Raw genomic sequence first — 23,166 nt, forward strand, 5'->3', positions numbered from 1 at the left:
AAGCAAATATAGATGTATAGAGAATTTTATGGACTGGATCAGAAACCTTTTTCTATCCTGCCCGACCCAAACTATCTCTATTGGGGGCATAGCCATTCCCTCGCCTATTCCATGCTTGAATATGGGGTGATGAACCGGGCGGGGTTTACGGTTGTTACTGGTGAAATCGGGTGTGGTAAAACAACACTTATCCGCCATCTTCTTGATCGGCTGGATGAAGATTTCACTGTTGGCCTGGTATCAAATATTCAGGATGGAGATTTGCTGCAATGGGTTCTGATGGCCTTTGGTCAAGCGTATGAAGGCAAGTCCCACGTTGGGCTGCATGATGAACTACAACAGTTTTTGATTCGCGAATATGCGGAGGGACGCCGAACAATTCTGATCGTTGATGAGGCACAAAACCTGGGCCCTAAGCTTTTGGAACAATTGCGTCTTCTTTCCAATATCAATGCCGATAATGACCAGCTCCTGCAGTTGATCCTGGTAGGTCAGCCGCAGTTGAAGGGGTTGTTGCAGGCGCCGGAACTGACCCAGTTCGCGCAGCGTATCGCGTCAGATTTTCATCTTGCGCCGCTGACCGCAGAGGATATCGATGCCTATATCAAGCACCGTCTTTCTACTGCGGGACGCGATTTGCCATTATTTACTATGGATGCCTGTGAAAAACTGTTCGAGGCAAGTCGTGGTATTCCGCGGATAATTAATATCCTCGCCGATACATGCCTGGTATATGGGTTCGCGCGCATGGCGCCAGAAATTGACGGGGGCATCGTCGATGAAGTGATCCGCGACAAGCAGACTCATGGTATTTTTGATGTCGGCGCCCCGAAAGGGGCCGAAGATACACGCCGGTTGCCGGTTCAGTCAAAAGAGGAAATGGAAAAAGAGCAACCGGCGCTTGTCATTCATGACAAGGAGCTTGCAAAGTTGATCGCCAAGAAGCTCCGTTCGCACGGCTAAGTCAAACAAACGCCGCCTGAAGCATATCGACGGTCTAACCGCACATTCGCTTCAGACGGCGTGTAAGCCTTAAAATTCTTTCCGAACAGAAATGGAAACCGTATTTTCCCGAAGATCGTCAATATCGGTTTCTGCATCCCGATTGTAATAGCCGTAGGAAAGCGATCCTATCAGGGTGGCCGAGAACTGATAATTAACGCCAGTCTGCCCGTAATAAGCTGTTTCCTTGCCGCCAGTAACCTGCGAGTCTAGGATTTCAGCATATCCGCCGAGTAAAGACCATTCGAGACGGCGAGATAACTGCCTTGAGTAACTACCATCAAAGGAAATGACTTCTTCATCCGTGCCGTCGCTCAAGAAATCGCGAGTGATATAGCTGGCGGTTGCAGAGTATATATTGCGTCCCTTTTCCCCGGTCAGTCCTACCGTTGCTATTTTGGACTTGGTAATGGCGTCTGTGTAGCCGCCTGGGAAATAATTCGGGTTGGAAAGACTGCCATTCGTGTCCAGAACTGCGGTGTTGGCAAAAGCATCTCCGCCAGAGCCAGCGACGTCCACATGATATCCGGCAATAAGGCTTGCTTCGCTGGAGATCAGGTAGGTCAGATCTGCATCCACCATGCCGCCGCCAAAACGATGGCCGACCTGAACGCTCAAATCAGTTCTTGGACCCGGAGTGAGGCGTACGCCACCACTGTAAAAGGCACCGCTGATTTGATTGTTGTCAATATTTTCGCCGTCGAACTCATCCCAACCCGCCGATGCGAGCAGGGCAACATACCGATTGATCGGCATTTGGCCCGAGCCCTTGAACGTGGCACGCTTGAAATCGTCTCCGTCGTTGACCTGGTTGTCGAGAGCAAAGGCTTCCGCTGCCCACTTCGTCCGGGAGAAAGCACGCCCGCTCAGCAGGCTGAGATCAATCCTGTTGGTTTGTGAATCAGACGGTTCCGTCGAAGCAATGTCGGAATTCGTGTCAGTGAAAGTGACCATGCTGTGGGTATAGCGTGCGATACCTGTCGCATAGCCGCCAAAGTCATGCTGATAATAAGGGCTTATCCGTGTGTTTAGGACGCGCGTACTGTCGCCGGATGTTGTCCGGTCAGAAAAGGATGTATCCCCGTCACTGGAAAAACGCTCCTGCGTTATGGCGATTTCCGTATCAAGAAACAGATGTTCTTCCAACAGTTCTGTTTTTGCAGATCCTAATAGGTTATGTGTGAACCCATTCAAATCTGAATATTCCGCGTACATATCGTAACCAAGATCATAGGAGGCGGTAAGCTGCATGCGGCGACCGACACCTTCAATCGTGAATCCGGCATTCAGGTTTGTTATAAAATCATCTTTTCTGTCTGAAGAGGTGCCGAAAGCATTATCCGTGTATGTTTCACCCAAGCCGATATAGGGACTGAACATCCATTCTGCGGCCCGGGCGTTTCCGGACGGAATCAGCATTCCGCTGGCGACGATACATCCGATCGCCAGCGATACGCGTGATTTTTTTCCGAAAACGAGCTGGTTTGCATTTAGCACAATGCGACTACCTTCTATTTTATTCCACCCTCAACAAACGGCAATCTAAATTGCCGCCAATCCTAGAACCAGCTTTGCGGGATGATGAGAATATCGCCGGGCAGCAGCGGTACGTTCGCCGATACATCACCATCAACAATCAGGTCATCAAGGCGAACACTATAGGATTTCTTTGTACCATCTTCGTTACGAACGATAACAGCACGGTTACCAGCGGCAAACTCAGTCATACCGCCAACCGCAATGATGGCATCAAGGACTGTCATGTCGTTGCGGTAAGGAATGGCCTTGGGCTCGGAAGCCTGTCCAACAATACGAATTTGCTGATCATACGGGCCGTTGAAGGAACGGACAGTCACGGTTACGAGCGGATCTTTCACATATTTGGAGAGAGATTTTTCGATGTCACGTGCCAACTCCTGAGAAGTTTTGGACGCTGCCACCATGTCGTCAACCAGCGGTGTAGAGATACGACCGTCGGGACGAACCGGAACAGTGACGGATAGATCCGGATTCTGCCAGACAAAAACGTCCAGTTCATCCTGTGGTCCGATAACATACTGGGGCGCGGTGCCCAAGGAAGCCGGTGCATCCGAGGCCGCCTGATTTTGCGCCGCACAGGCCGAAACAAACAGTGCCAGTGAAATCAAGATTGTCCGAGTGGCAACGGACTTTATCTTTAGAAGTGTAAACACGTAAGTGCCTCCCCCTTAGTCAAAAAGCTTCTGATATGATTATCAGAGTTGGTTTAAATCTACAATAACGCCTTGTAACACAGCATTTCCGCTAATTCTAAGGGTAACGCCATATTTTTTTCCAGTATTTCCCTAAAAATGGCCATAATGCAACATTAGTTTGTACGCTCCTCGCTGCGGTGATATCACATTACCCTGAGTTTGGACGTTTTATTAGTAGATATTTTAATCCTTATTTCAGCATTTTTATGTACGATGCAGGTTCATCGAGCATTGGCAAAGACGCTGTCATTCAATATGATCCAGCTTAAGGCTGGTTAAGACTTATAGAGGGACGCGTGAGCATACAGAATAACCCGCTTCTAAAGGAAACTTTGGATAAATGTTCCCGGGTCTTCATAATCCTGGCAGTTTTTGGCCTCGCCATTAATCTACTGATGTTAACGGCACCGCTGTTCATGATGCAGGTGTTTGATCGCGTTATTACCAGCCGCAATACTGATACACTCGTCCTATTGATGCTGATTGCGGGCCTTGCTTTGTTAACCATGGCGCTGCTGGAGGGGGTCCGGACATTCATTCTTGTGCGAATGAGTCGTTGGCTGGATAGTCAGATCGGTGGCGCGGCGCTCACCGCAAGCATTATGTCAACATTGACCACAGGTCGGGAAGCCAGTGTTCAGGCTCTTCGTGATCTTGGCAATTTCCGGTCATTCCTGACGGGTCCCGGTATTTTCCCGATTCTGGATGCACCTTTTGCTCCAATTTTCCTTGGCGTTATGTTCCTGCTGCATCCGGTCCTTGGATGGATTTCCCTCATCGGTGCGATCATTCTACTCATTCTGGGAATTGTCAATGAACGGGCGACGCGCAAGCTGCTTGCTGAATCTAATGGTCACCAGATGGTGGCGATGAAGCAGGCGGAGACCGCCTCGCGTAATGCAGATGTGATTGAGGCGATGGGCATGATGCCCCAGCTTATCAATCGCTGGAATACCCGCCATGCAGATTCTCTTGCGCTGCAGGCGCAGGCAAGCGATCGGGGCGGCGTTATCTCTGCGGCCTCCAAATTCGTCCGGGTGATGTTGCAGATCGGGGTGACGGGGGCGGGCGCCTGGCTGGTAATTCAGGCTGAGATGAGCCCGGGTGCAATGATCGCCGGCTCCATTATTATGGGACGCGCGCTAGCCCCGGTTGAACAAGCAATTGGTTCCTGGAAAGGATTCCTGGGTGCACGCGCAGCTTATAGTCGGCTGAAAACGCAGCTGGAACAAAGCTCGCCGCCCGGTACGGATCTGATGCCACTTCCCCGACCGCAAGGTGTGGTCGCGGTGGAGGGCTTGAGCTATACCCATCCAAATACCAAGGAGCCGATCCTCCGTAATATCAACTTCCGGATTGAGCCCGGTGAAATTCTTGGCATCATCGGACCGACGGCAGCAGGTAAAACGACGCTTGTACGGTTGCTAGTCGGCAATTTGAAGCCACGCTTTGGCCACGCCCGACTTGATGAAATGGATGTGGCGGAATGGAGCGCGGATGACCGCGGCCAATATATCGGCTACCTACCACAGGATATCGAGCTTTTCTCCGGTACCATTCGCGAAAATATCGCACGGATGAATGATGGGGACCCGGCACTTGTTATTGCGTCTGCGAAAAAAGCCGGAATTCATGACATGGTCTTGCGGATGGACAAGGGCTATGAGACGGAAATCGGTGAGAGTGGTGCGGCACTTTCCGGCGGTCAGCGGCAGCGCATTGCACTTGCTCGCGCCCTTTACGGAAATCCCAGCCTTCTCGTTCTGGATGAACCGAATGCCAATCTAGACAGTGTTGGAGAGTCGGCGCTAATGCGGGCGATGGATAACCTCCGTGCCGAGGGCATGACGATTGTTGTTATTGCGCATCGCCCGAATATCTTGAAACATGTCGACAAGATCCTTGTCTTGAAAGACGGAATCATGCAGGAATTTGGGCCGCGTGATGATGTGATGATGAAGCTGCAAGGCGTCCAAAGAGCATTGCCGGGGCCTGGTAATCAGGCAGTACAGGTCAAGAAAAACCAATCAAAAGAGGCGCGGCCTGCCGCACCAACGACAAGAACGGGGGATTATACCCCCACATCGGACATCAAAGTGTCAAAGAAATATAGGGCGCCCTATCGCGAACCGATGAAGGCACCGACGCTGCACAAAACCAATGGTACCCATCTAAATGGAAGTGCGGCAAAGCCGAAAGCACGGGCTGCTGTGCTGACCATGGGCCCGAGCGATAAAATCAAGGCCAAGATTCAATCTCTGACAGCGCAACCCCTAACTGATGCAGATATTTCAAAAATATACTCCTTGTTCGTCAAAGGCGATCAGGCAGGTGCCTTGAAATATATTGAGGAAATCAAACGATGATGAATGTGCGCGGGCCAGTTTTGTTTGGCTTGGTGATTATTTTTCTGTTCTTTGGCGCATTTGTCGGCTGGGCAGCTTTCGCCCCCCTCGGGAGCGCGGCTATAGCCCAGGGAGTTGTCAGCGTTGAAGGCAACCGGAAATCTGTCCAACATCTTGAAGGCGGCATCGTGTCAGAAATCAAGATCAAGGACGGTGACTTTGTAAGCGAAGGTGATGTGTTGATTGTTCTCGATGAAGTGCAGTCGAAAGCATCGGTAGAAATTATCCGCAGCCGTCGCGCTATTGCATTGGCGCAAAAAGCCCGCCTGATTGCAGAACGGGACAATCTTGACTCTATCACTTTCCCCAAATGGCTGCTTGAACGAAAAGACGAGCCCAATATTAAGGAGGCGATGGAAGGGCAGCGGAATATTTTTGATTCCCGCCGGACATCGCGTGAAGGGCAAATCACGATCCTGAAACAAAAAGCCTCTCAGCTGGAAGAGGAAATCAAGGGCCTGGAAGGGCAGGTCACTTCGTCCGACCGACAGATTTCCCTTATCCGTGAGGAGATCAAGGACGTCGAAAGCCTTGTTAAAAAGAGCCTTGCAAAACGGCCCCGACTTCGCGCGTTGCAACGTAACCTTGCAGAGCTCAGCGGGAACCGCAGCCAGAATATCTCAAGAATTGCACAAACCCGGCAGGCCATTGGCGAAGTTGAACTCCAGATAAACGAGCTTTCCAATGCGATGATTGACGAAGTTGTTTCAGAACTTCGGGATGTGCAAGCGCAGATTTTTGATTTGGAAGAACAGACCCGCGCTTCCGAAGATGTGTTCGACAGAACGGAAATCCGGGCGCCGACAGATGGTTATGTCGTCAATCTTCAGGTTCATACGACTGGTGGCGTCATCAAGCCAGGTGAGACGATCCTTGATATCGTCCCGGACAATGTACAACTTATCGTGGAGGCGCAGGTCAATACCAAAGATATTGACTCTGTTTATATCGGCGCTCCCGCCCAGATACGTTTCCCCGCTTTTAGCCAGCGGTTTTCATTGCCTGCTGAGGGCAAGGTGCTCAGCGTGTCCGCTGATAGTATTGAGGATGAGCGCACCGGCAGCTATTATTATCTGGCCCGCGTCCAGATTGAGAATTTGGAGAATGCGGAAATTATGGTCACTCAGCTTCGCCCTGGCATGCAGGCGGATGTCATGATTTTGACCGGAGAGCGAACCGCCTTGGACTATTTCGTCAATCCGATTATCCTCAGTTTTAACCGCGCGTTGCGTGAAGATTGATCGAAGGCGACAAGAGAAAATATTTTCTCCGGTTGTGTGAAAACAGGCTTTCCCACATAGTTGTCGTCATGGATCTCGCAAATTTCTGACGTAAGGCCGTGTTCTTTGCGTAACATTTGCTCGGCAATTTGGGCGAGTAGCGAAATAGAAAGAGCTGGATTTTACTCTTTTTAAAGAGAAGAGCTCTAGGCTAAGTTTCACTAGATCTTGATTTGAAAGCGTCAGTAATGAAAATCGCCATAGTTTCCCGTCATGATCCGACGAATGTTTCTGCTTGGTCGGGAACTCCGTTTTTCATCACGCGTGAAATTCAGAAAATTTCTGACGATGTAACCGTGGTCCGGGCGACCAAGATGGCATGGATTCTGGCACTGACAAGAGTTCTCCGTTATGTATTCAAGAAGTTCGGATCAAGCTTGGACTTATCGGTTACAAATGCCTACAGCCGGGCAGCAGGTAGGGAAATCCAGAAGAAGCTTGAACATTTGGAGCCGGACGTTGTTGTCGGAATTGCAGCATCGCCCGAACTAGCGAATGTAAAATCTCGCGCACCAATCTTGCATATTTCTGATGCAACATTCGCGGTTATGACTGACTATTACCCGGAGATGAGCCAGGTGCCTCGCTGGCTTTGGCGGGAAGCCAACGAAATAGAGCACAAAGTAATTGAGAATTCCTCTTACTCTATTTTCCCCTCCCAATGGGCACTCGATTCCGCGCAAAAGGACTATAGTACTAATCTGGACAAGCTGAAGCTTATCCGTTTGGGTGCAAATGTTGGCGCGTTACCGACGGTGACCAAGGAATATCTCGCCACTAAATTCAACAACAGATGTAACATCCTGTTTATGGGGAAGGACTGGGGCCGCAAGGGGGAGACATTGTTCTGTCCGCCTTTGAACATATCCTTAAAACCGGCGTGGATGCGCATCTTTATATTGTTGGATGTGACCCATTCTTGGGCGCTCCACCTAAGGGCGTGACTGTTTATGCATCTATTCAGAAGAGTGATCCGCGACAGTTCGAGCTGTATAACAAGCTTTTTTCGGAAGCTTCTCTTTTTGTGCTGCCAACTCAGGCAGAAGCCTATGGGCTTGTATTTGCTGAGGCGGCAGCCTTTGCAACGCCGGTAATTGCGCCGGCCACTGGTGGAATACCCTCTGTCGTTGATGATGGGAAGTCGGGCCTTTTGCTGCCACTTTCGGCAGATGGTAAGGTGTATGCGGAAAGTATCCTGACACTTTGGCGGGATAAAGAAAAGCTGCACGAAATGGCGACTTATGCCCACGATAAATATGTCAATGAGCTAAATTGGGACAAATGGCGAGACGATTTTGGCGTTTTGCTCGAGAATTTACAAAAAACCCCACCAGAAAAGAAGGCGTCAACGGGTTGACTGGCATGTTGGGGATCACTGAACTTGCTGTTTCGAGAACTAGTGTATTGGACAATTAGTGTATGTCGAATAACCGAATTTCCGTCATTATGCCGGCGTACAATAGTGACGCGACTATATGCGTTACGCTCGATTCCCTGATCAACCAACAACTCCCTCCGGACGAGATTATTGTTGTCGATGATCATAGCACGACACCGGTCAGCGAGATCCTTGGGAACCGCTATCCAGATGTTCGGGTTATCCGACATGATACAAATAAGGGCGTTCACCATGCCCGAAACACCGGTTTTGCCGAGGCCACAGGAGAATTTGTCTATTTCCTGGATGCAGACGATATCCTTTGCCCTGAGTACATGAAAGTGACAGTGAGGGCGCTGGAAGAGAACCCGAGTGCAGCGGCGGCTTTTGGCAGTTTCTATAAGTGTTTTGATGGCAATGCTGAACCAATCTTATATGAACATAAGGAACAAGAACCGGAAATAAAATCACTTTCCAAGGGAGAGGGACTGACCTTTTATCTGGATCACACCGGTGCTTTCATTCCATCCTTCAGTATTTTTCGAAAATCCGCCCTTGACCAGATAAGCCGAAACAGTGACCTGTTTTCAACGTCTCTTGTGAGCAATGAAGATTTTCAGATGTTCGTCCGTGTTCTTGCCAAATTTGATGCTCTTTATATCCAAAATCCGATGGGCGTTTATTTCCTGCGTCCCAATAGTATTTCGCGCGATCAGGCAAAAATTTGGTCCTCCCGCGCAATTGCGCTTGATTCATTGATTGATATATCTGATGAACTTTCGCTATCCGCCTTTCATATAAGTCTATTAAAGAAAATGAGAGGATCGGCGGCCCGGCTGTATGCGAGGGTTCTCGCCAATAGCGGGGCGCGAAAACAAGCAACAGAACATTTGTTCAATGAGTTCAAACGATCGCCGCAGATCAAGACATTGGTTCTTTTGTTTCTCGTTTTCTTCGGGCTGCAAAAAAAGAAGATTGAATATGGCGGCATGAAATATTAGAGCTAGTGAATGACTTCAGAAACAGTATCCGTCATCATCCCGGCATATAACTCCTCCGCCACCATTGCAGAGACGGTCGATTCCGTATTAAATCAGACGCGCGTCCCGGACGAAATCATTGTTGTTGATGACTGCGGACCTGAGGATGTTGTCGCCGCGCTTGGAGACCGGATAGAACGGGTAAAATATATTCGTCATGAGTTCAATAAAGGTGTCGGCGGCGCTCGCAATACGGGGTATCAGGCATCAACGGGAAGCCTGATTGCGTTTCTTGACGCGGATGATATTTTTTCCCCCAGTTTATCGAGACGGCCGTCCGCATTTTAAGCGACAGACCGGATGTGGAGCTTTGTTTTGGAGCTTTTCACAGTGCCCATGACAACCAGTTTGCTAGGATTAAAGACCGCAGCATTCCTACGATACCGGATATCCATTTCTACAAACCCGAAGAAATATTACCTGCATATTTGTATGATTCCACGTCGCCGTTGATTAATTTCGGCTTGGTCAGGCGTCGGGCAATTGAGCAGATTCTGAAAGATGGTCTCGTCTTTGACCCAACAATCAAGCTGACCGTGGATTTCAATTATCTTCTTGAATTGTTTCTTCAATTCGATCTCATCACCATCGAGAATCCCTGCGGCATATGGCGTCTCAGGGCAAACAGCATGTCACAGGATCAGCTGGCATTGTGGGAGAGCAGGGTGGATAGCCTGAAGGCTGTCCTGAAAACACCTGCGGCAGCATCGGCATCTGCCGCAGGTCGAAAGTTGCTGGTCGATAATCAGCATGGATCAATCAGATATTGCGCTAAGATTCTAGCGTGGTCTGGACGGCGCGGCCAGTGCGATAAAAATCCTCATGCGGGAATTCTTGGATTGTCCCAGCCTGAAAACCATTGTTCTGCTGATTTTTATTGCGCTGGGTATTTCCTTTCGGAAGCAATCACAAAAGCAGGGTGACTGGCGCGGTAGCATTATTAAATAGCAGTGGCTCAAAGAAAAACGGCCCGGCGAACCTTCAAATTTGATGTTCGCCGGGCCGTTTCTTGTGTCTTGGCCTATTTTGCTAAAGCCTTAGGCAAAGTCTAGTGAATCTTCCGTCAAGGCAACGCCAATGACGTCGAGGCTTGACCCGTTTAGGTCATCGTGAGAGTCAATATAGGCTGTCCGTTCGTAAACTGACTGACTTTCATCGATATAAAGAGCCTCGTCGATAATCGAGTAGTCGGCAATCTTGCCCTGGAACTCATCCGTGTTCTGGAACTCGGTCCCGCCGACGGTTACATTCCACCATGAGGCATCTGCGACGCTGCCAGTAACGGCGTTATCGACCTGCAGGGCTTGACCATCCAGGAATATCGAGAAGGTGTCCGCGTCATCATCAAGCACTAACTGAACGTCATGCCAGTCCGTATCCGTAATGGCATTCGCAAAGGTATAGACCTTTAACTGACCGCCATCCTCAGAGAAATAGACAACAAGGTCGTCGTCTTCGATCTGAACGCCATAGTTGGTATGGTTCCAAAGCAGTCTCTGGCGGCCGTCATCAAGTCCATCCAATGAGAAAGTGATGCTTGCCGTGAAATCATCCATCCCGAAATATTCATCGTCCATTCCAAGATTAATTATTCCGTCACCAATATTGGCGGCAGACTCATCAAGAGCAGCAATTTCAAGCTCGTCATCCAGAGAAGGAATATCCGTGTTACCGGTGCCATCGTCGACAGGTTCTTCGGGTTCTTCCGGCTCTTCCGGAGTTTCGTCAACGGGCTCGTCCGGCGTCTCATCAACGGGCTCTTCCGGAGTTTCATCAACGGGCTCTTCCGGCGTTTCGGTGCCGTCCAGCATCGCCTCGTATGCTTCTGTCGCCTGATCCGCCGTGATGGCGCCTTGGGCAAACATTACATTGTCGACTAGGCCGTCGAATGAATCGCCGAATTCGCCACCGACATAGAAGTCATGCCAGGCACTCCCAGTCTGGGTCGCACCTTCAAGCCCGGAGACCATCGCGACTTCTTCGCCATCGACGTAGAAAACTGCTTCGCCAGCCTCTCCGGAGAAGGTCAAAGTCATCTGATGCCAGTCTGTGTTGTTGACGTCGACATCATCGATGGTGACCCAGCTCGTGCCGTTTGACGTTACAACTGCTGCCATAATCGAGTCGGCATTGATTTTCACAACGAAGCTGGAGGAATAATAGATCGCATATCCCGATGCATCTTCCGCGCCGGCTTCCTTCTTGAAATCGAAGGTCAGGGTGTAGGCTTCGTTATTGATAAACTTGTCGTTGGCGTCATAGATAATAACTCCATCATTCAGTTTCGCCGCAGCCCGGTTTCCAACCTGTTCGAAGGAGACACTGTTTGAAACCGTGTCATCGTTGCTATTCGCGTCGGCCGCATTCGCAGCAGAACCGTTCATTGCCGCGTTGATGAGTACAGACGTTTCAACAGGTGTTGTCGGTTCCGTATTATCATCCGTTGGCGGAACTGGGGTGCTAGGTTCTTCCGGGGTTTCATCAACTGGCTCTTCCGGAGTCTCATCAACGGGCTCATCGGGAGTCTCGTCAACAGGCTCATCCGGAGTTTCGTCAACAGGCTCTTCCGGCGTATTGTTATTTCCACCGCTAGACGCGCCAGTACCGGCTTCAGTCAGGTCTGCGCCTGTGTTCAGGTTATATGCTTCCTGCAAGTCGGCAAGACTTGGGTTATAGGACAGCGCGTTGACGAAAAGATCGCCGACATAGTTGCTGCCGTTCGGGTTAGTGTTCTGAACAATGATGTTGTTCGATTCCGAGACAATCTGAATATCGCTGGTAAGTTCGGCGATCGGGGCAGAGAAGATATTGTCCGTGATTACTGCACCGGAAACACCCAATGACAAGACAACGCCCGGCGCATCATTTGGCTCGCCGCTACTCTGCAACATGGTGTTGTTGGTAATGTCGATACCCTGGGCGCCTTCGACCAGTATGGACTGATGGTCGGCAAGGTGGAAAACGTTGTTGTCAATAACGACATCTTCGAAAGAGGCGCTCTCACCCCAGTGATCTTCAAGATAGACGCCCATCATCCGGTCACCTTCGGCCTCTGCGAAGAAGTTGTTGGTGATGGAGATGTCGCTGCTGTTCTGCGACTGCCCGGTGTTAATCCAGAAATGGATGTAGTCGCCATGGTCGCCTGTGCCGCCATAGTTGTAAGGCGTTACGGCACCAAGATAGTTACCATCAATATTTACATCATGAACATCTGCGCCAGCAATATGGGAAAGGCGAAGGTTCTCGATCGAGTTGTTGAGGATATCGATATTCTCAGCTTCGATAAGGATAATGCCCTTCTGGAAGTATGAGATGTCGTTGTTCTCAAAAGTTATATTCTGGGAATATTCGGCTGTGATACCACGGCCAACAGGATATCCAGCAACGCTGCCGACACCGTCCTGTGTGGCGACGTCGCCCTCTACGTGAGAGTTGCGGATCGTGATATCTGACGAATTTGAAATCAGTACGCCGCTTTCATGCGAGTATGTATTGACCGTGGGGTTGAAATCCACCTCAATCGCATCAAGCGTAAGGTTTGAAGAATTATTAAAAGTGATCGTCTCGAAAACCGCCATATTATCGGGGTTGGCGGAAGTGATCGTCACTTCTGAACTGAAGTTCGCATTGTATATATTTAAGTCGCCATAGTAGCCGCTGTTCAAAACAATAGTTTCGCCACCGGTGGCGCTACTAAGTGCTGCACTGAGTTGCGCGCTATTAGAGACTGTAATTGTCGTGTTTGCCATTTTATTTTTGCTCGCTCTTTACCAGAATAGTCCGGAATTAATTAAATCTGAAAATCAGCAGCACTTTTACTATAACTCTTTAATACTTCAGCCATTTTTACAGTGCGTCCAATAGACAGTATATTTATTAACATGAAATTAATTTCTTAATCTTTACTCGAGCATTTTGCTCAATATTAACAAAAAGTTCATAAATATTTAAAATTTTCTTCTTCTTGAAAGTATCATCAAACTTGCAAAGTCGAATTCATTCAAAAAATCTACGATGATGCCAGTATCTCTATGAATAAGGCCACATTATGGCACTTGAGGGGGAATTTTGTGGCAATTTGTTTATAAACCTTTTATTAATATTGGTATTTTTTCTTAGAAAACGATTTTTTTATTTAATAAAATGTAGTTATAGGTAAATTTTTTGTTAATAATAAGATATCTTCATTTTTGAGACAGTATTTTTACAAATAATATGAGTCAAACTTGCCTTTTAGTTTGGCCAATTATTGTCCTCCGTCTTGATATTTTTTTTTGAATATATTGTAGGGCGTCAAACATATTTTTATTTACGTTTCAACCAACGAAATAGGGGCGACCACTATTGGATCAAACGGGTCTTATTCTAGGGCGCATTGCCGCGTTATGCGGGAAAATGTGACAAATTTTTTGTCATTATAATTTTACGGCAAGGCATATTTCTTGTGTTGGCTGAAATTTATTTAGAACCATACCCCATATGAGGGATGCACGATCTTGCGCGCCATCATATTCATGTAGGCAATTGGAAGTAATCCTAATTGCCGGTGAAGATTGAACCGGCACCGTAACCGGGAGTGAAATGGTGGTTTTTCGTAAAATTACAGTGACAATGCTGACCCTGCTGTTCGCATATGTATCTGTTGCCGTCGGCGCGCCTCTTGCGCTTGACGGAAATGCAGCCGACACGGTTGTTGCGGGCGTCACCAGTGTCAACCGACCTATCGAGTCGGGGGCGGCGGCTTCCACGCATCAGGCTGCGGCTTTCGCTCTTGTTCAGGATCAGACGACAAGTAGCATAGTTGAGAATGCGGCAAGTGACGGGCTTTTGAATTTGGTTCCCCTGTCGCCAGCCCTACTATTGTTTGGCGGAGCGTTGGGCGCAATTTTCTGGCTTGGCCGCCGCCGTAAGGCGGCAATTTCGAACTGGGAACAGTGAGTTTAAATACAGACGGAATTTTAAAAAGCAAATTTTTAACATGAAGCAAGGCTTTCACGGGCAGCGCTTCAAAAGTACCATATAAGTACCTATATAGAGTGGTGGTCGAAAGACCGCCACTTTTTTTGGCTGTTCACGTTCTTGTAAGTGGAATTCCTTAGTCGATGGCGCTAGCCTTGGGGGGTGGAAATTGATGGGAAATTTATTTCTCGACGCTGCAAAACTGAAAGAGGAATTGAATGCCTTTAGCCAGGCTTAACAAGTTTATCTCCAGACGATCGGTGGAAGAGTGCGAAACCGAGCCGTCGTCGCTTGTTTCAGTTGGAGCGGCAAAGATGCCCGACGGCCATCGCGCCTACGTGATTGGCGATATTCACGGTCGTAAGGATCTTCTCTCCTCCTTGCTGGAGCGGATCGCCGCAGACCAGGCGCAGCGAAAAGAGATGGCGGCACATCTTATTTTTCTCGGAGACTATGTGGATCGTGGACCCGATAGCTCCGGCGTTCTCGATATGCTGATTGAGCTTAAAAAATCAGATATGAATGTTATTACGCTGAAAGGAAATCATGAGTCAGCGATGACGTCCTTTCTGCAAGGACCGATGAGGGGCAAGCGCTGGCTCCATTACGGGGGCGATGCAACGCTTAGAAGTTATGGCATTGACCTGCCTCTTGCTGCAATGACGGAAGAAAAGATCAGGGAGGCAGGAAAAAAGCTTAAAAAGAACCTTCCTGATTCCCATTTGCAATTCATAAGCTCACTTGAAGCGAGCTACATGATGGGCGATTACCTTTTTGTTCATGCCGGAATTGAGCCCGATCGAGCCCTCGATGATCAGAAAGAGCATGATCTTCTGTGGATCCGCGACGAATTTTTGGAGCATACGGGACTTTTCGACAAGGTTATCGTGCATGGGCACAGCATCATTCCGGAGCCGGAGTTCAAGGAAAACCGTATTGGAATCGATACGGGGGCCTTTTATTCAAATATACTGACCTGTCTTGTTCTCGAAGGGGAATCCAAGGAAATCCTATGAGGGTGCGGTTTCGTCTTTTATTGTTACCGGCTCTTCTTTCCTCCCTTGCTGTCATTCCATTTCATTCAGTCCTTGCGCAACAAGAAGACTTCTCGCCCGCCCGGTTCCTGGATCAGCCTGACGTATTTCCCGTGGGGGTCTGGCTACAGGATCCGATAAATGCGGCACGCTATAAAACTATTGGGATAAATTTCTACGCCGGTCTTTGGGATGGTCCGACAAAACGGCAGCTGATGCAATTACAGGCGGCGAACATGCCCGTTTTTACGCCTCAGAATGACCTCGCGCTGCAGGAAAAGTACCGCGACATTATTGCCGGATGGATGATGCCGGATGAGCCAGACAATGCGCAGGCCCGTACCGGAGGCGGACTTGGTCCGCCGGTTCCTCCCGACTTCCTGTTGCAGCATTATCAGGAAATGAAGGCGCGCGATCCGAAAAGACCAATTCTTCTAAACCTTGGGCAGGGGGTTGCTTGGGATCAATGGCATGGACGCGGCACACGGACCAACCATCCGGAGGACTATGAAGACTATGTAAGGGCGGCGGATATTCTTTCATTTGATATTTACCCCGTTTCGCACCGGGATGCCGCGATCCGCGGACGTCTGGATTATGTCGCCCGCGGCGTCGATCGGCTGATTGGCTGGTCGGGAGGTAGAAAGCCTGTCTGGAGTGTTATCGAGGCGAGCCGGGTTTCAAATCCTGAGATAACGCTCACAGGAGACCAGGTTCGAAGCCTCGTCTGGCTCAGCATTATTCACGGGGCGAAGGGGATCATTTATTTCGTACATGAGTTTGTTCCGACATTTGTCGAGGCGTCTCTTCTGGATAATTTAGCCTTGCGGGATGCCATTACGGCGATCAATCAACGCCTGCAAAGTCTGGCAGGTGTTTTGAAAAGCGAAAATCTACTGGACGCCGTCTCGGTTAAGCCAGTTTCAAATGCCTATAATCATGTCTCTGCGCTGGTGAAACAGGATGACTGTCATCTCTACATTTTTGCAGGCTCGCTCAGTAAATTTCCTGCTGAAGTGTCGTTCAGTCTTCCGGAGGGCCTCAATACTGATCGAATTGAAGTGCTTGATGAGGCGCGTGAACTCTCTCCTGACACAAGATCTTTCCGGGATAATTTTGGCCCCTATGCAACTCATCTTTATAAAATAGCAAAGGATGAGCCGGGCTGTGAGTAGCTAGTTGATCGGACTTTCCCCAGACCTAAAATCAAAACCGACCGGCAGGTGGCATGGGGGCATATCTGGTGCAATTTGGCCGTGAAATTATTAGGCAAACGTTCGTTATTTTTACAAGATAATTCTCTAATGTAAGGGCGGATACTTACTGACGGGCTATGCCTTGCGTGTTACCCCGCATATGAAAACCTCTTGAGCGGGTCATTGCTCCAATAATCCGCCAATCATCGGTCCAAATATGCAAATTTCATAGCAGCATTCAAATAACACATTGAAAAAATGACGAAATTTTATTTACTATAATTCGTTGCAAATTAACTCTTAATCGATAATTTAAGCATATATTGTCAATCTTGGTAAATATTACTGCAAAATCTGAAGAAGTGGGATTCAGAAAATGGTCGCAAAGGCGCAAGATCTCAAGTTAGAGCATGTTGATAAAATTCTCGGAATAGTTGAAGGCCGGCTAGACAAGAAAACAGCGGCCGATGCAATAAACTTTGTGCGTCTTTTCTATGAGCGCCCGGCGCCGGAAGACCTTATCGGGATCGCGCCGGAGCATCTCTATGGCTCGGCCATTTCTCTGTATAAATTTGCTTCGCAAAGAACTCCGGGAAAAACAAAGCTTCGAGTTTTTACTCCCGATCTTGAGGAACATGGATGGAAGACAACCCATTCGGTCATTGAAATTGTCAATGATGACATGCCTTTCCTTGTCGACAGTGTGACGGCGGCGCTAAACCGGCGTGGTCTCACCGTTCATCAGGTTATCCATCCGGTAGTTTATACAGAACGTGATGCCGATGGGAATCGTGTTCAGACTTATGCAGGTGAACCGAAGGATAAGAAAAAAGCCATCCGTGAAAGCATCATGCATTTCGAGATTGACGAGCAGTCTGATCCGAAAGTGCTAAAGGAAATTGAGAAAAGTCTTCAGGAAACCCTGGATGATGTCCGCATTTCGGTTGCCGATTGGAAACCGGTTCTCGCCAAGGTCGATGCTATTAGCAAGAACCTGAAAAAGAACCCGCCACCGTTGGATAAAGAAGAAATCGATGAGGCGCTGGCCCTGTTACAATGGATGTCGGACGACCATTTTACATTCCTGGGGTATCGGGAGTTTGAATTTGCCTCTGACGGCAAAGGCCGGTCCGACAAATGGAAACTGGTCGACGGTTCGGGTCTTGGTGTTTTGCGCGATCCGACGCGGCGGATCATGACCGGCGGGACAGAGATGTCACCGGAGGTAAAGGATTTCCTTCGCCGCCGTGAATTGATCATTGTCACCAAGGCCAACGTCCGATCCACTGTTCATCGCGCCGTCCATCTTGATTATGTGGGCGTGAAAAAATTCAATGACAAGGGAGAGGTTATCGGGGAGCAGCGCTTTACAGGACTGTTCACCTCTGCCGCCTATAACCGGATACCCCGGGATATCCCCTATTTGCGGCGCAAGGTAAACCAGACACTGGATCTGGCGGGTTTCCAGAAAAACAGCCATGATGAGAAGGCCTTCACCCATATTCTGGAGAGCTATCCGCGTGATGAGCTCTTCCAGATTTCAGTTGACGACCTGTGTGAAAACGCAACGCGGATCATGTCGCTGCAGGAAAGGCCGCGTATTGGCGTGCTGCTGCGGCGGGACCGGTTCGAGAGATTTGTCTCGGTCATCGTTTATATTCCACGGGAAAAGTTCAATACGGACCTGCGCCGAAAATTCGGTGAACTGTTGGCCGAAGAGCATAATGGTTCGCTGTCATCTCATTACGCTCTTGTTGGCGATGACGTGCTTGCGCGAATTCACTATATCATTTCTCTTAAAAGCAAGCATAAGCCCGTCGTCGAAGAAGAGGAACTGGAACGTCGCCTGATCGAGGCCTCTCGCGATTGGGCCGATGATCTTATGGATGTTTTGTTGGAAAAATGGGGTGAAGAAAAGGGTCTTCGCCTCCGCTCACGCTATGGCAATGCTTTTCCTGCCGGTTATAAGGAACGCTTCAATGCGGATCTGGCTCTCTATGATATTGAGAAAATTGACGCGGTTTTAAAATCCAAGGAACTTGGCCTTAATCTCTATCGCTGGGTAGAGGATCCGGAAAACAAGGTCCGCTTCAAGGTCTATAGCCGAGAGACACCACTGACGCTGTCCGATTGCCTGCCGATGCTGGAGAATATGGGACTCAAGGTACTCTCTGAAAACCCGTATCTTGTGGCCTCGGATGAACTTGACGGCAAAGTGTGGATCCATGATTTTGAGTTGATCGAACCCGGCGGCTATGCGCTGGACCTGCATGATTTGAAAGCAAAATTCGAAGAGACTTTCCGTCGCGTCTGGACTGGCAGTATGGAGAATGACGGGTTCAACCGTTTGGTGATGCGCGCCGGGCTTGATTGGTCGAGTGTTGTCGTGCTGCGTGCCTATGCGAAATATCTGCGTCAGGCCGGTATCACATTCAGTCAGACCTATATGATGAACACATTGTCGGGCAATCCAGAAACGTCCCGTCGACTAATCGAGTTGTTTCACGCCCGTTGCGATCCTGCAAAGGACGGCGTAAGGGACGAAAATGTTGCTCGCATCGTGGAGAAGATATGGCTCCTGCTGGATGAGGTTACCAGCCTTGATGAAGACAGAATTCTGCGCCGTTTCGTTAATCTGATCGTCAACACCCTGCGAACGAATGTTTTTCAGGGCTGTCAGGACGAACAGGGAAAACCTTATTATTCGTTCAAGCTGGATAGTCAGAAGCTGGACGAGCTTCCCCTTCCGCGGCCATTCGTTGAGATATTCGTGTACAGTCCAAGGGTTGAGGGCGTGCATCTGCGCGGTGGCAAGGTTGCCCGCGGGGGATTGCGCTGGTCGGACCGGCGGGAGGATTTCAGGACAGAGGTTCTCGGCCTGATGAAAGCCCAAATGGTAAAAAACACGGTTATCGTTCCGGTCGGCTCCAAGGGCGGGTTTTATCCTAAGAACCTTCCGACAACTGGTACGCGGGAGGAATATCTCGCGGAAGGCATCAACTGCTACAAGATTTTCATCTCCGGTCTGTTGGATATTACGGATAACTATGTCGGTAGTGACGTGGTGCCACCGGAAAATGTCATCCGACATGATGGCGATGACCCCTACCTCGTCGTTGCGGCGGACAAGGGAACGGCAACCTTCTCGGACATCGCGAATGAAGTGGCCATTTCCTATGGCTTCTGGCTCGGGGATGGCTTCGCTTCCGGTGGTGCGGCGGGGTATGACCATAAGAAAATGGGCATTACCGCGCGCGGTGCATGGGAATCGGTGAAGCGCCATTTCCGGGAAATGGGTGTTGATACCCAGTCTCAGGAATTTGACGTGGCGGGTATTGGCGACATGTCCGGCGATGTTTTTGGCAACGGGATGCTGCTGTCGAAAAAAATTCGGCTTGTCGCCGCCTTCGATCATCGGAACATCTTTATTGACCCAACACCGGACACCGCGAAAAGCTTTAAGGAGCGCGAGCGCATGTTCGCCCTGCCTCGCTCTTCATGGGAAGACTATAATCCCAAGTTGATCTCAACAGGCGGCGGTATCTTTGACCGCAAGGCCAAATCCGTCTCCCTGACGCCCGAAATCAAGAAACTTCTCGACATTAAGGCAGATACAATAACGCCAAATGAGTTGATGGTTGCCATTTTGAAGATGAAGGTGGATCTGCTTTGGTTTGGTGGGATCGGTACATATATAAAATCCACACATCAGAGCAATGGCGATGTGGGGGATCGCGCAAATGATTCCATTCGCGTCAATGGTAAGGAAGTGCGCGCAAAAGTTATCGGAGAGGGTGGCAACCTCGGGGTGACGCAGCTCGGTCGGATCGAATATGCGCTCAATGGTGGGCGCTTGAACACGGATGCCATCGATAACTCCGCAGGGGTTGATTGCTCTGACCATGAAGTAAATATCAAGATCCTGCTTCGCGCCGTTCTTGATGACGGTGAAATGACGGAAAAGCAGCGGGATCGCCTGCTTGTGGATATGACGGAAGATGTCGGTGATCATGTCCTGATGGACAACTACCTTCAAACACAGGCGCTGACAACGGCGGAGAGGCAGAGCGTTGATAACTTCACCGATGATGTTCTTTTCATGCGCGATCTTGAAAAGAAGGGTCGGCTTGATCGGGCAGTAGAAAACCTGCCGGATGATGAGGAGATTGCGCATCGCCAAGCAGCCAATATCGGCTTTCCACGGCCGGAAATGTCGGTACTTCTCGCCTATGCGAAGATGACGCTTTATGAGGATATCCTTGAGACAAAGCTGCCGGATGATCCTTATTATGATACGTGGTTGGCTCAGTATTTCCCGCCACAACTTCGCGAGAAATATGCCCCGTATGTGGCAAGTCACCGCTTGCGCCGGGAAATTATCACGACGATTATCGTTAATCAGCTGGTTAACCGGGGCGGCCCGACTTTCGTTTTGCAGATGCGCGAAGAGCAAGGCTGCAAGGCGGAAGATGTTGCGCGGGCATTTGCCATCGTCTGTGCGGTGTTCGATCTTGAAAAACTCTGGTCCGGGATTGAGGCGCTCGACAACAAAGTCAGTACGGACATTCAAGGTCGAATGATTGATGTCATCCAGAAACTGGCACGCCGCGCCACACTTTGGTGCCTGCGTCATCTTTCTCAAGAGGATAATATTGCCGATGAGGTTAAGGGGCTGGCGACCGATATGCGCAAGCTCGAAAAGGGTCTCGACGGCCTGTTGAGTGAGGAAGGTAAAAACCGCTTTGTCTCCCGCGCGAACCAGTTGGTCGCGGACGGGGTGCCGGAACCACTTGCGCGTCGGATCGCGGCGCTGGGGCCGCTTCGTTCCTCTCTCGATGTTATCCAGGCGGGCAAGACTTCCGGCCGACCGATCACGGAGGTTGGGGAAGTTTATTTTGCCGTTGGTGCGGAGCTCAATCTTGACTGGTTGCGCAGCGCTGCCGAAACGATCGAGCCGGATAATAATTGGGACCGGCTCGCTATCACGGCAATCATCGACGATCTTTACGGTCAGCAACGGGCAATTACCACTTCGGTTTTTGGCGGCGCCAACGGCCATAAGGGACGGGAAGCTTTCGATTTCTGGCGCGGTAATAACCAGACAAGAATCAAGCGATCTGCGGAAATGATTAAGGAGCTGAGATCAGCTGGTGCGCTGGATATCTCAAAGCTTGTTTTTGCCAATCAGCAATTTCGCGCGATGATTACATGATTGTCTAATCTGGTTCATTGTCGTAGCGTGACGTCGTCTACGGGGTTGAAGGTAAGGGAGACGGCATGAGCTTTATCAGTGAGGGGGCGCCAAAGGAGGCAGGCAAGCTCGGGAAGTTTTCCTGGGCGTTGTTTGACTGGGCGAACCAGCCCTTCTTTACCGTCGTCACCACCTTCATTTTCGCGCCCTATTTCACGTCATTCGTGGCGTCCAGTCCTGCGGAAGGGCAGGCATACTGGGGCTATACCCAGGCGATTGCCGGGATACTGATTGCGATTTTAAGCCCTGTGTTTGGTTCCATCGCCGATGCGGGCGGTGCGCGAAAGCCTTGGATCTTAATCTTCTCCATCCTCTGCGCAATTGGAGCGTTCTCACTCTGGTGGGCCGTACCGGGCATGCAAAGTGGCATATTCTGGATATTGGCAGGCATTGTCGTCGGTACGATCGGGGTGGAGTTCAGCATTGTCTTTAACAATTCGATGCTTCCGACACTTGTGCCGCCACAGCGTATGGGCCGTTTAAGCGGCTTTGGTTGGGGCCTTGGCTATATCGGGGGGCTGATCGCCCTCTTTATTGTACTGCTCGGTTTTTCGTTGCCGGAAGTACCGCTCTTCGGCCTCAGCAAAGCCCTGCATGAACCTGATCGGATCACCGGGCCGATGGCCGCTATATGGCTAATGGTATTTATTATTCCGATGCTATTGTTCACACCGGATCGACCAGCGAGCGACTTACCAAAGCGGGAGGCTGTGCGGCAGGGTCTGAACGCCCTGATGACAACACTTCGGTCATTGAAGAACTTCCGCAATGTTGTCTACTTTCTGATTGCCCGGATGTTCTATAACGATGGCATCCTTGCCCTTATCGGGTTTTCCGGGATTTATGCCGCGGGTCTCTTTAAATGGGGTACGACCGAACTAGGTATCTTCGGAATACTGATCAATTTCTTTGCAATTGCCGGGTGTTTTATCGGTGGGGCGTTAGATGATAGGCTCGGCTCGAAACCGACAATTGTTATTTCCGTTCTTGGACTCGCCTTTGCATCTGTCGGGGTATTATCAATCAGCGATGGTCAGGTTCTGTTCGGGCTGCCCGCTGCCATGCCGGTAGAGGGGGGCGCCTTATTCGCCAGCCCGGCCGAGATGGTCTTCATGGTCTTTGCCTTCATCATGGGCTTTTTCTTCGGACCTGCCCAGGCCGCGAGCCGGACTCTCATTGCGCGCATGGCTCCACTAGAAAAGGCAGGGGAGTTTTTTGGTCTCTTCGCGCTTTCCGGTAAGGCAACGGCATTTGTCGCCCCACTTTTGATCGGGATTGTTACTTCTCTAACCGGGCAGCAGCGCCCGGCGATGATTGTGATTTTTTCACTTCTGATGATCGGCGCGGCATTGATGAGTTTCGTGCGTGAGCCGGAGCATGAATAGAG

16 protein-coding genes are annotated in these 23,166 nt (G+C 49.8%); 13 read left to right on the plus strand and 3 right to left on the minus strand.

Annotated features, from left to right (window positions below; genetic code table 11):
- The first annotated feature begins 12 nt into the window (after window positions 1-12).
- Window positions 13-963 (plus strand): ExeA family protein, encoded by a 951-nt coding sequence (locus AC0L73_RS10260; protein WP_227948317.1) that lies wholly within the window; start codon window positions 13-15, stop codon window positions 961-963.
- A 69-nt stretch (window positions 964-1,032) separates the two neighbouring features.
- Here AC0L73_RS10260 and AC0L73_RS10265 read toward each other — a convergent pair whose 3' ends face one another.
- Together AC0L73_RS10265 and AC0L73_RS10270 are read right to left on the minus strand one after the other, a co-directional pair.
- Window positions 1,033-2,499: a TIGR03016 family PEP-CTERM system-associated outer membrane protein gene (locus tag AC0L73_RS10265; RefSeq protein ID WP_227948316.1), complete on the minus strand. Its 1,467-nt coding sequence runs from the start codon at window positions 2,497-2,499 to the stop codon at window positions 1,033-1,035.
- Window positions 2,500-2,561: 62 nt separating this feature from the next.
- Window positions 2,562-3,194, minus strand: a complete 633-nt coding sequence (locus AC0L73_RS10270) for an XrtA/PEP-CTERM system exopolysaccharide export protein (protein WP_227948315.1) — start codon at window positions 3,192-3,194, stop codon at window positions 2,562-2,564.
- A 338-nt stretch (window positions 3,195-3,532) separates the two neighbouring features.
- Here AC0L73_RS10270 and AC0L73_RS10275 point away from each other — a divergent pair, with 338 nt between their 5' ends.
- From AC0L73_RS10275 to AC0L73_RS10305, 7 genes are all read left to right on the plus strand, one after another.
- Complete coding sequence (locus AC0L73_RS10275; protein WP_227948314.1) at window positions 3,533-5,602, plus strand: type I secretion system permease/ATPase; 2,070 nt, start codon at window positions 3,533-3,535, stop codon at window positions 5,600-5,602.
- Entirely contained in the window at window positions 5,599-6,882 is a 1,284-nt protein-coding gene (locus AC0L73_RS10280; protein ID WP_227948313.1) for an HlyD family type I secretion periplasmic adaptor subunit, read from the plus strand. Before AC0L73_RS10275 ends, AC0L73_RS10280 begins: the two co-directional genes overlap by 4 nt.
- A 227-nt stretch (window positions 6,883-7,109) precedes the next feature.
- Window positions 7,110-7,865: a glycosyltransferase family protein gene (locus AC0L73_RS10285; RefSeq protein WP_473653687.1), complete on the plus strand. Its 756-nt coding sequence runs from the start codon at window positions 7,110-7,112 to the stop codon at window positions 7,863-7,865.
- Window positions 7,802-8,278 (plus strand): glycosyltransferase family 4 protein, encoded by a 477-nt coding sequence (locus tag AC0L73_RS10290; protein ID WP_473653688.1) that lies wholly within the window; start codon window positions 7,802-7,804, stop codon window positions 8,276-8,278. The genes AC0L73_RS10285 and AC0L73_RS10290 overlap by 64 nt, the downstream gene beginning before the upstream one ends.
- A 62-nt stretch (window positions 8,279-8,340) precedes the next feature.
- Window positions 8,341-9,300 (plus strand): glycosyltransferase family 2 protein, encoded by a 960-nt coding sequence (locus AC0L73_RS10295; RefSeq protein WP_227948311.1) that lies wholly within the window; start codon window positions 8,341-8,343, stop codon window positions 9,298-9,300.
- A gap of 9 nt (window positions 9,301-9,309) precedes the next feature.
- Complete coding sequence (locus AC0L73_RS10300) at window positions 9,310-9,627, plus strand: glycosyltransferase family 2 protein (protein WP_473653689.1); 318 nt, start codon at window positions 9,310-9,312, stop codon at window positions 9,625-9,627.
- Between the two features lie 14 nt (window positions 9,628-9,641).
- Window positions 9,642-10,262, plus strand: coding sequence for a hypothetical protein (locus AC0L73_RS10305; protein WP_473653690.1), 621 nt, complete (start codon window positions 9,642-9,644; stop codon window positions 10,260-10,262).
- A 114-nt stretch (window positions 10,263-10,376) separates the two neighbouring features.
- Here the strand turns inward: AC0L73_RS10305 and AC0L73_RS10310 are convergent, their stop codons facing one another.
- Window positions 10,377-13,088 (minus strand): LamG-like jellyroll fold domain-containing protein, encoded by a 2,712-nt coding sequence (locus AC0L73_RS10310; protein WP_473653691.1) that lies wholly within the window; start codon window positions 13,086-13,088, stop codon window positions 10,377-10,379.
- A gap of 832 nt (window positions 13,089-13,920) precedes the next feature.
- Between AC0L73_RS10310 and AC0L73_RS10315 the strand changes: the two genes are divergently transcribed.
- The 5 genes from AC0L73_RS10315 to AC0L73_RS10335 all read left to right on the plus strand — a co-directional run bounded on the left by AC0L73_RS10315 (window position 13,921) and on the right by AC0L73_RS10335 (window position 23,164).
- On the plus strand, window positions 13,921-14,277 hold the full coding sequence (locus AC0L73_RS10315; protein ID WP_227948308.1) for a hypothetical protein: 357 nt from the start codon (window positions 13,921-13,923) through the stop codon (window positions 14,275-14,277).
- Window positions 14,278-14,516: 239 nt separating this feature from the next.
- Window positions 14,517-15,314 carry a metallophosphoesterase family protein gene (locus tag AC0L73_RS10320; protein ID WP_227948307.1) on the plus strand — a complete coding sequence of 266 codons (798 nt, stop codon included), beginning with the start codon at window positions 14,517-14,519 and terminating at the stop codon, window positions 15,312-15,314.
- Window positions 15,315-15,316: 2 nt separating this feature from the next.
- The gene (locus AC0L73_RS10325; protein WP_473653692.1) at window positions 15,317-16,507 is read left to right on the plus strand and encodes a hypothetical protein; all 1,191 of its coding nucleotides are present in this window, start codon (window positions 15,317-15,319) and stop codon (window positions 16,505-16,507) included.
- A 397-nt stretch (window positions 16,508-16,904) separates the two neighbouring features.
- Window positions 16,905-21,740, plus strand: coding sequence for an NAD-glutamate dehydrogenase (locus AC0L73_RS10330; RefSeq protein ID WP_227948305.1), 4,836 nt, complete (start codon window positions 16,905-16,907; stop codon window positions 21,738-21,740).
- Between the two features lie 65 nt (window positions 21,741-21,805).
- Window positions 21,806-23,164: an MFS transporter gene (locus AC0L73_RS10335; RefSeq protein WP_473653693.1), complete on the plus strand. Its 1,359-nt coding sequence runs from the start codon at window positions 21,806-21,808 to the stop codon at window positions 23,162-23,164.
- Window positions 23,165-23,166: the final 2 nt, after the last annotated feature.

This window comes from Sneathiella sp. D3-11 (assembly GCF_055809395.1).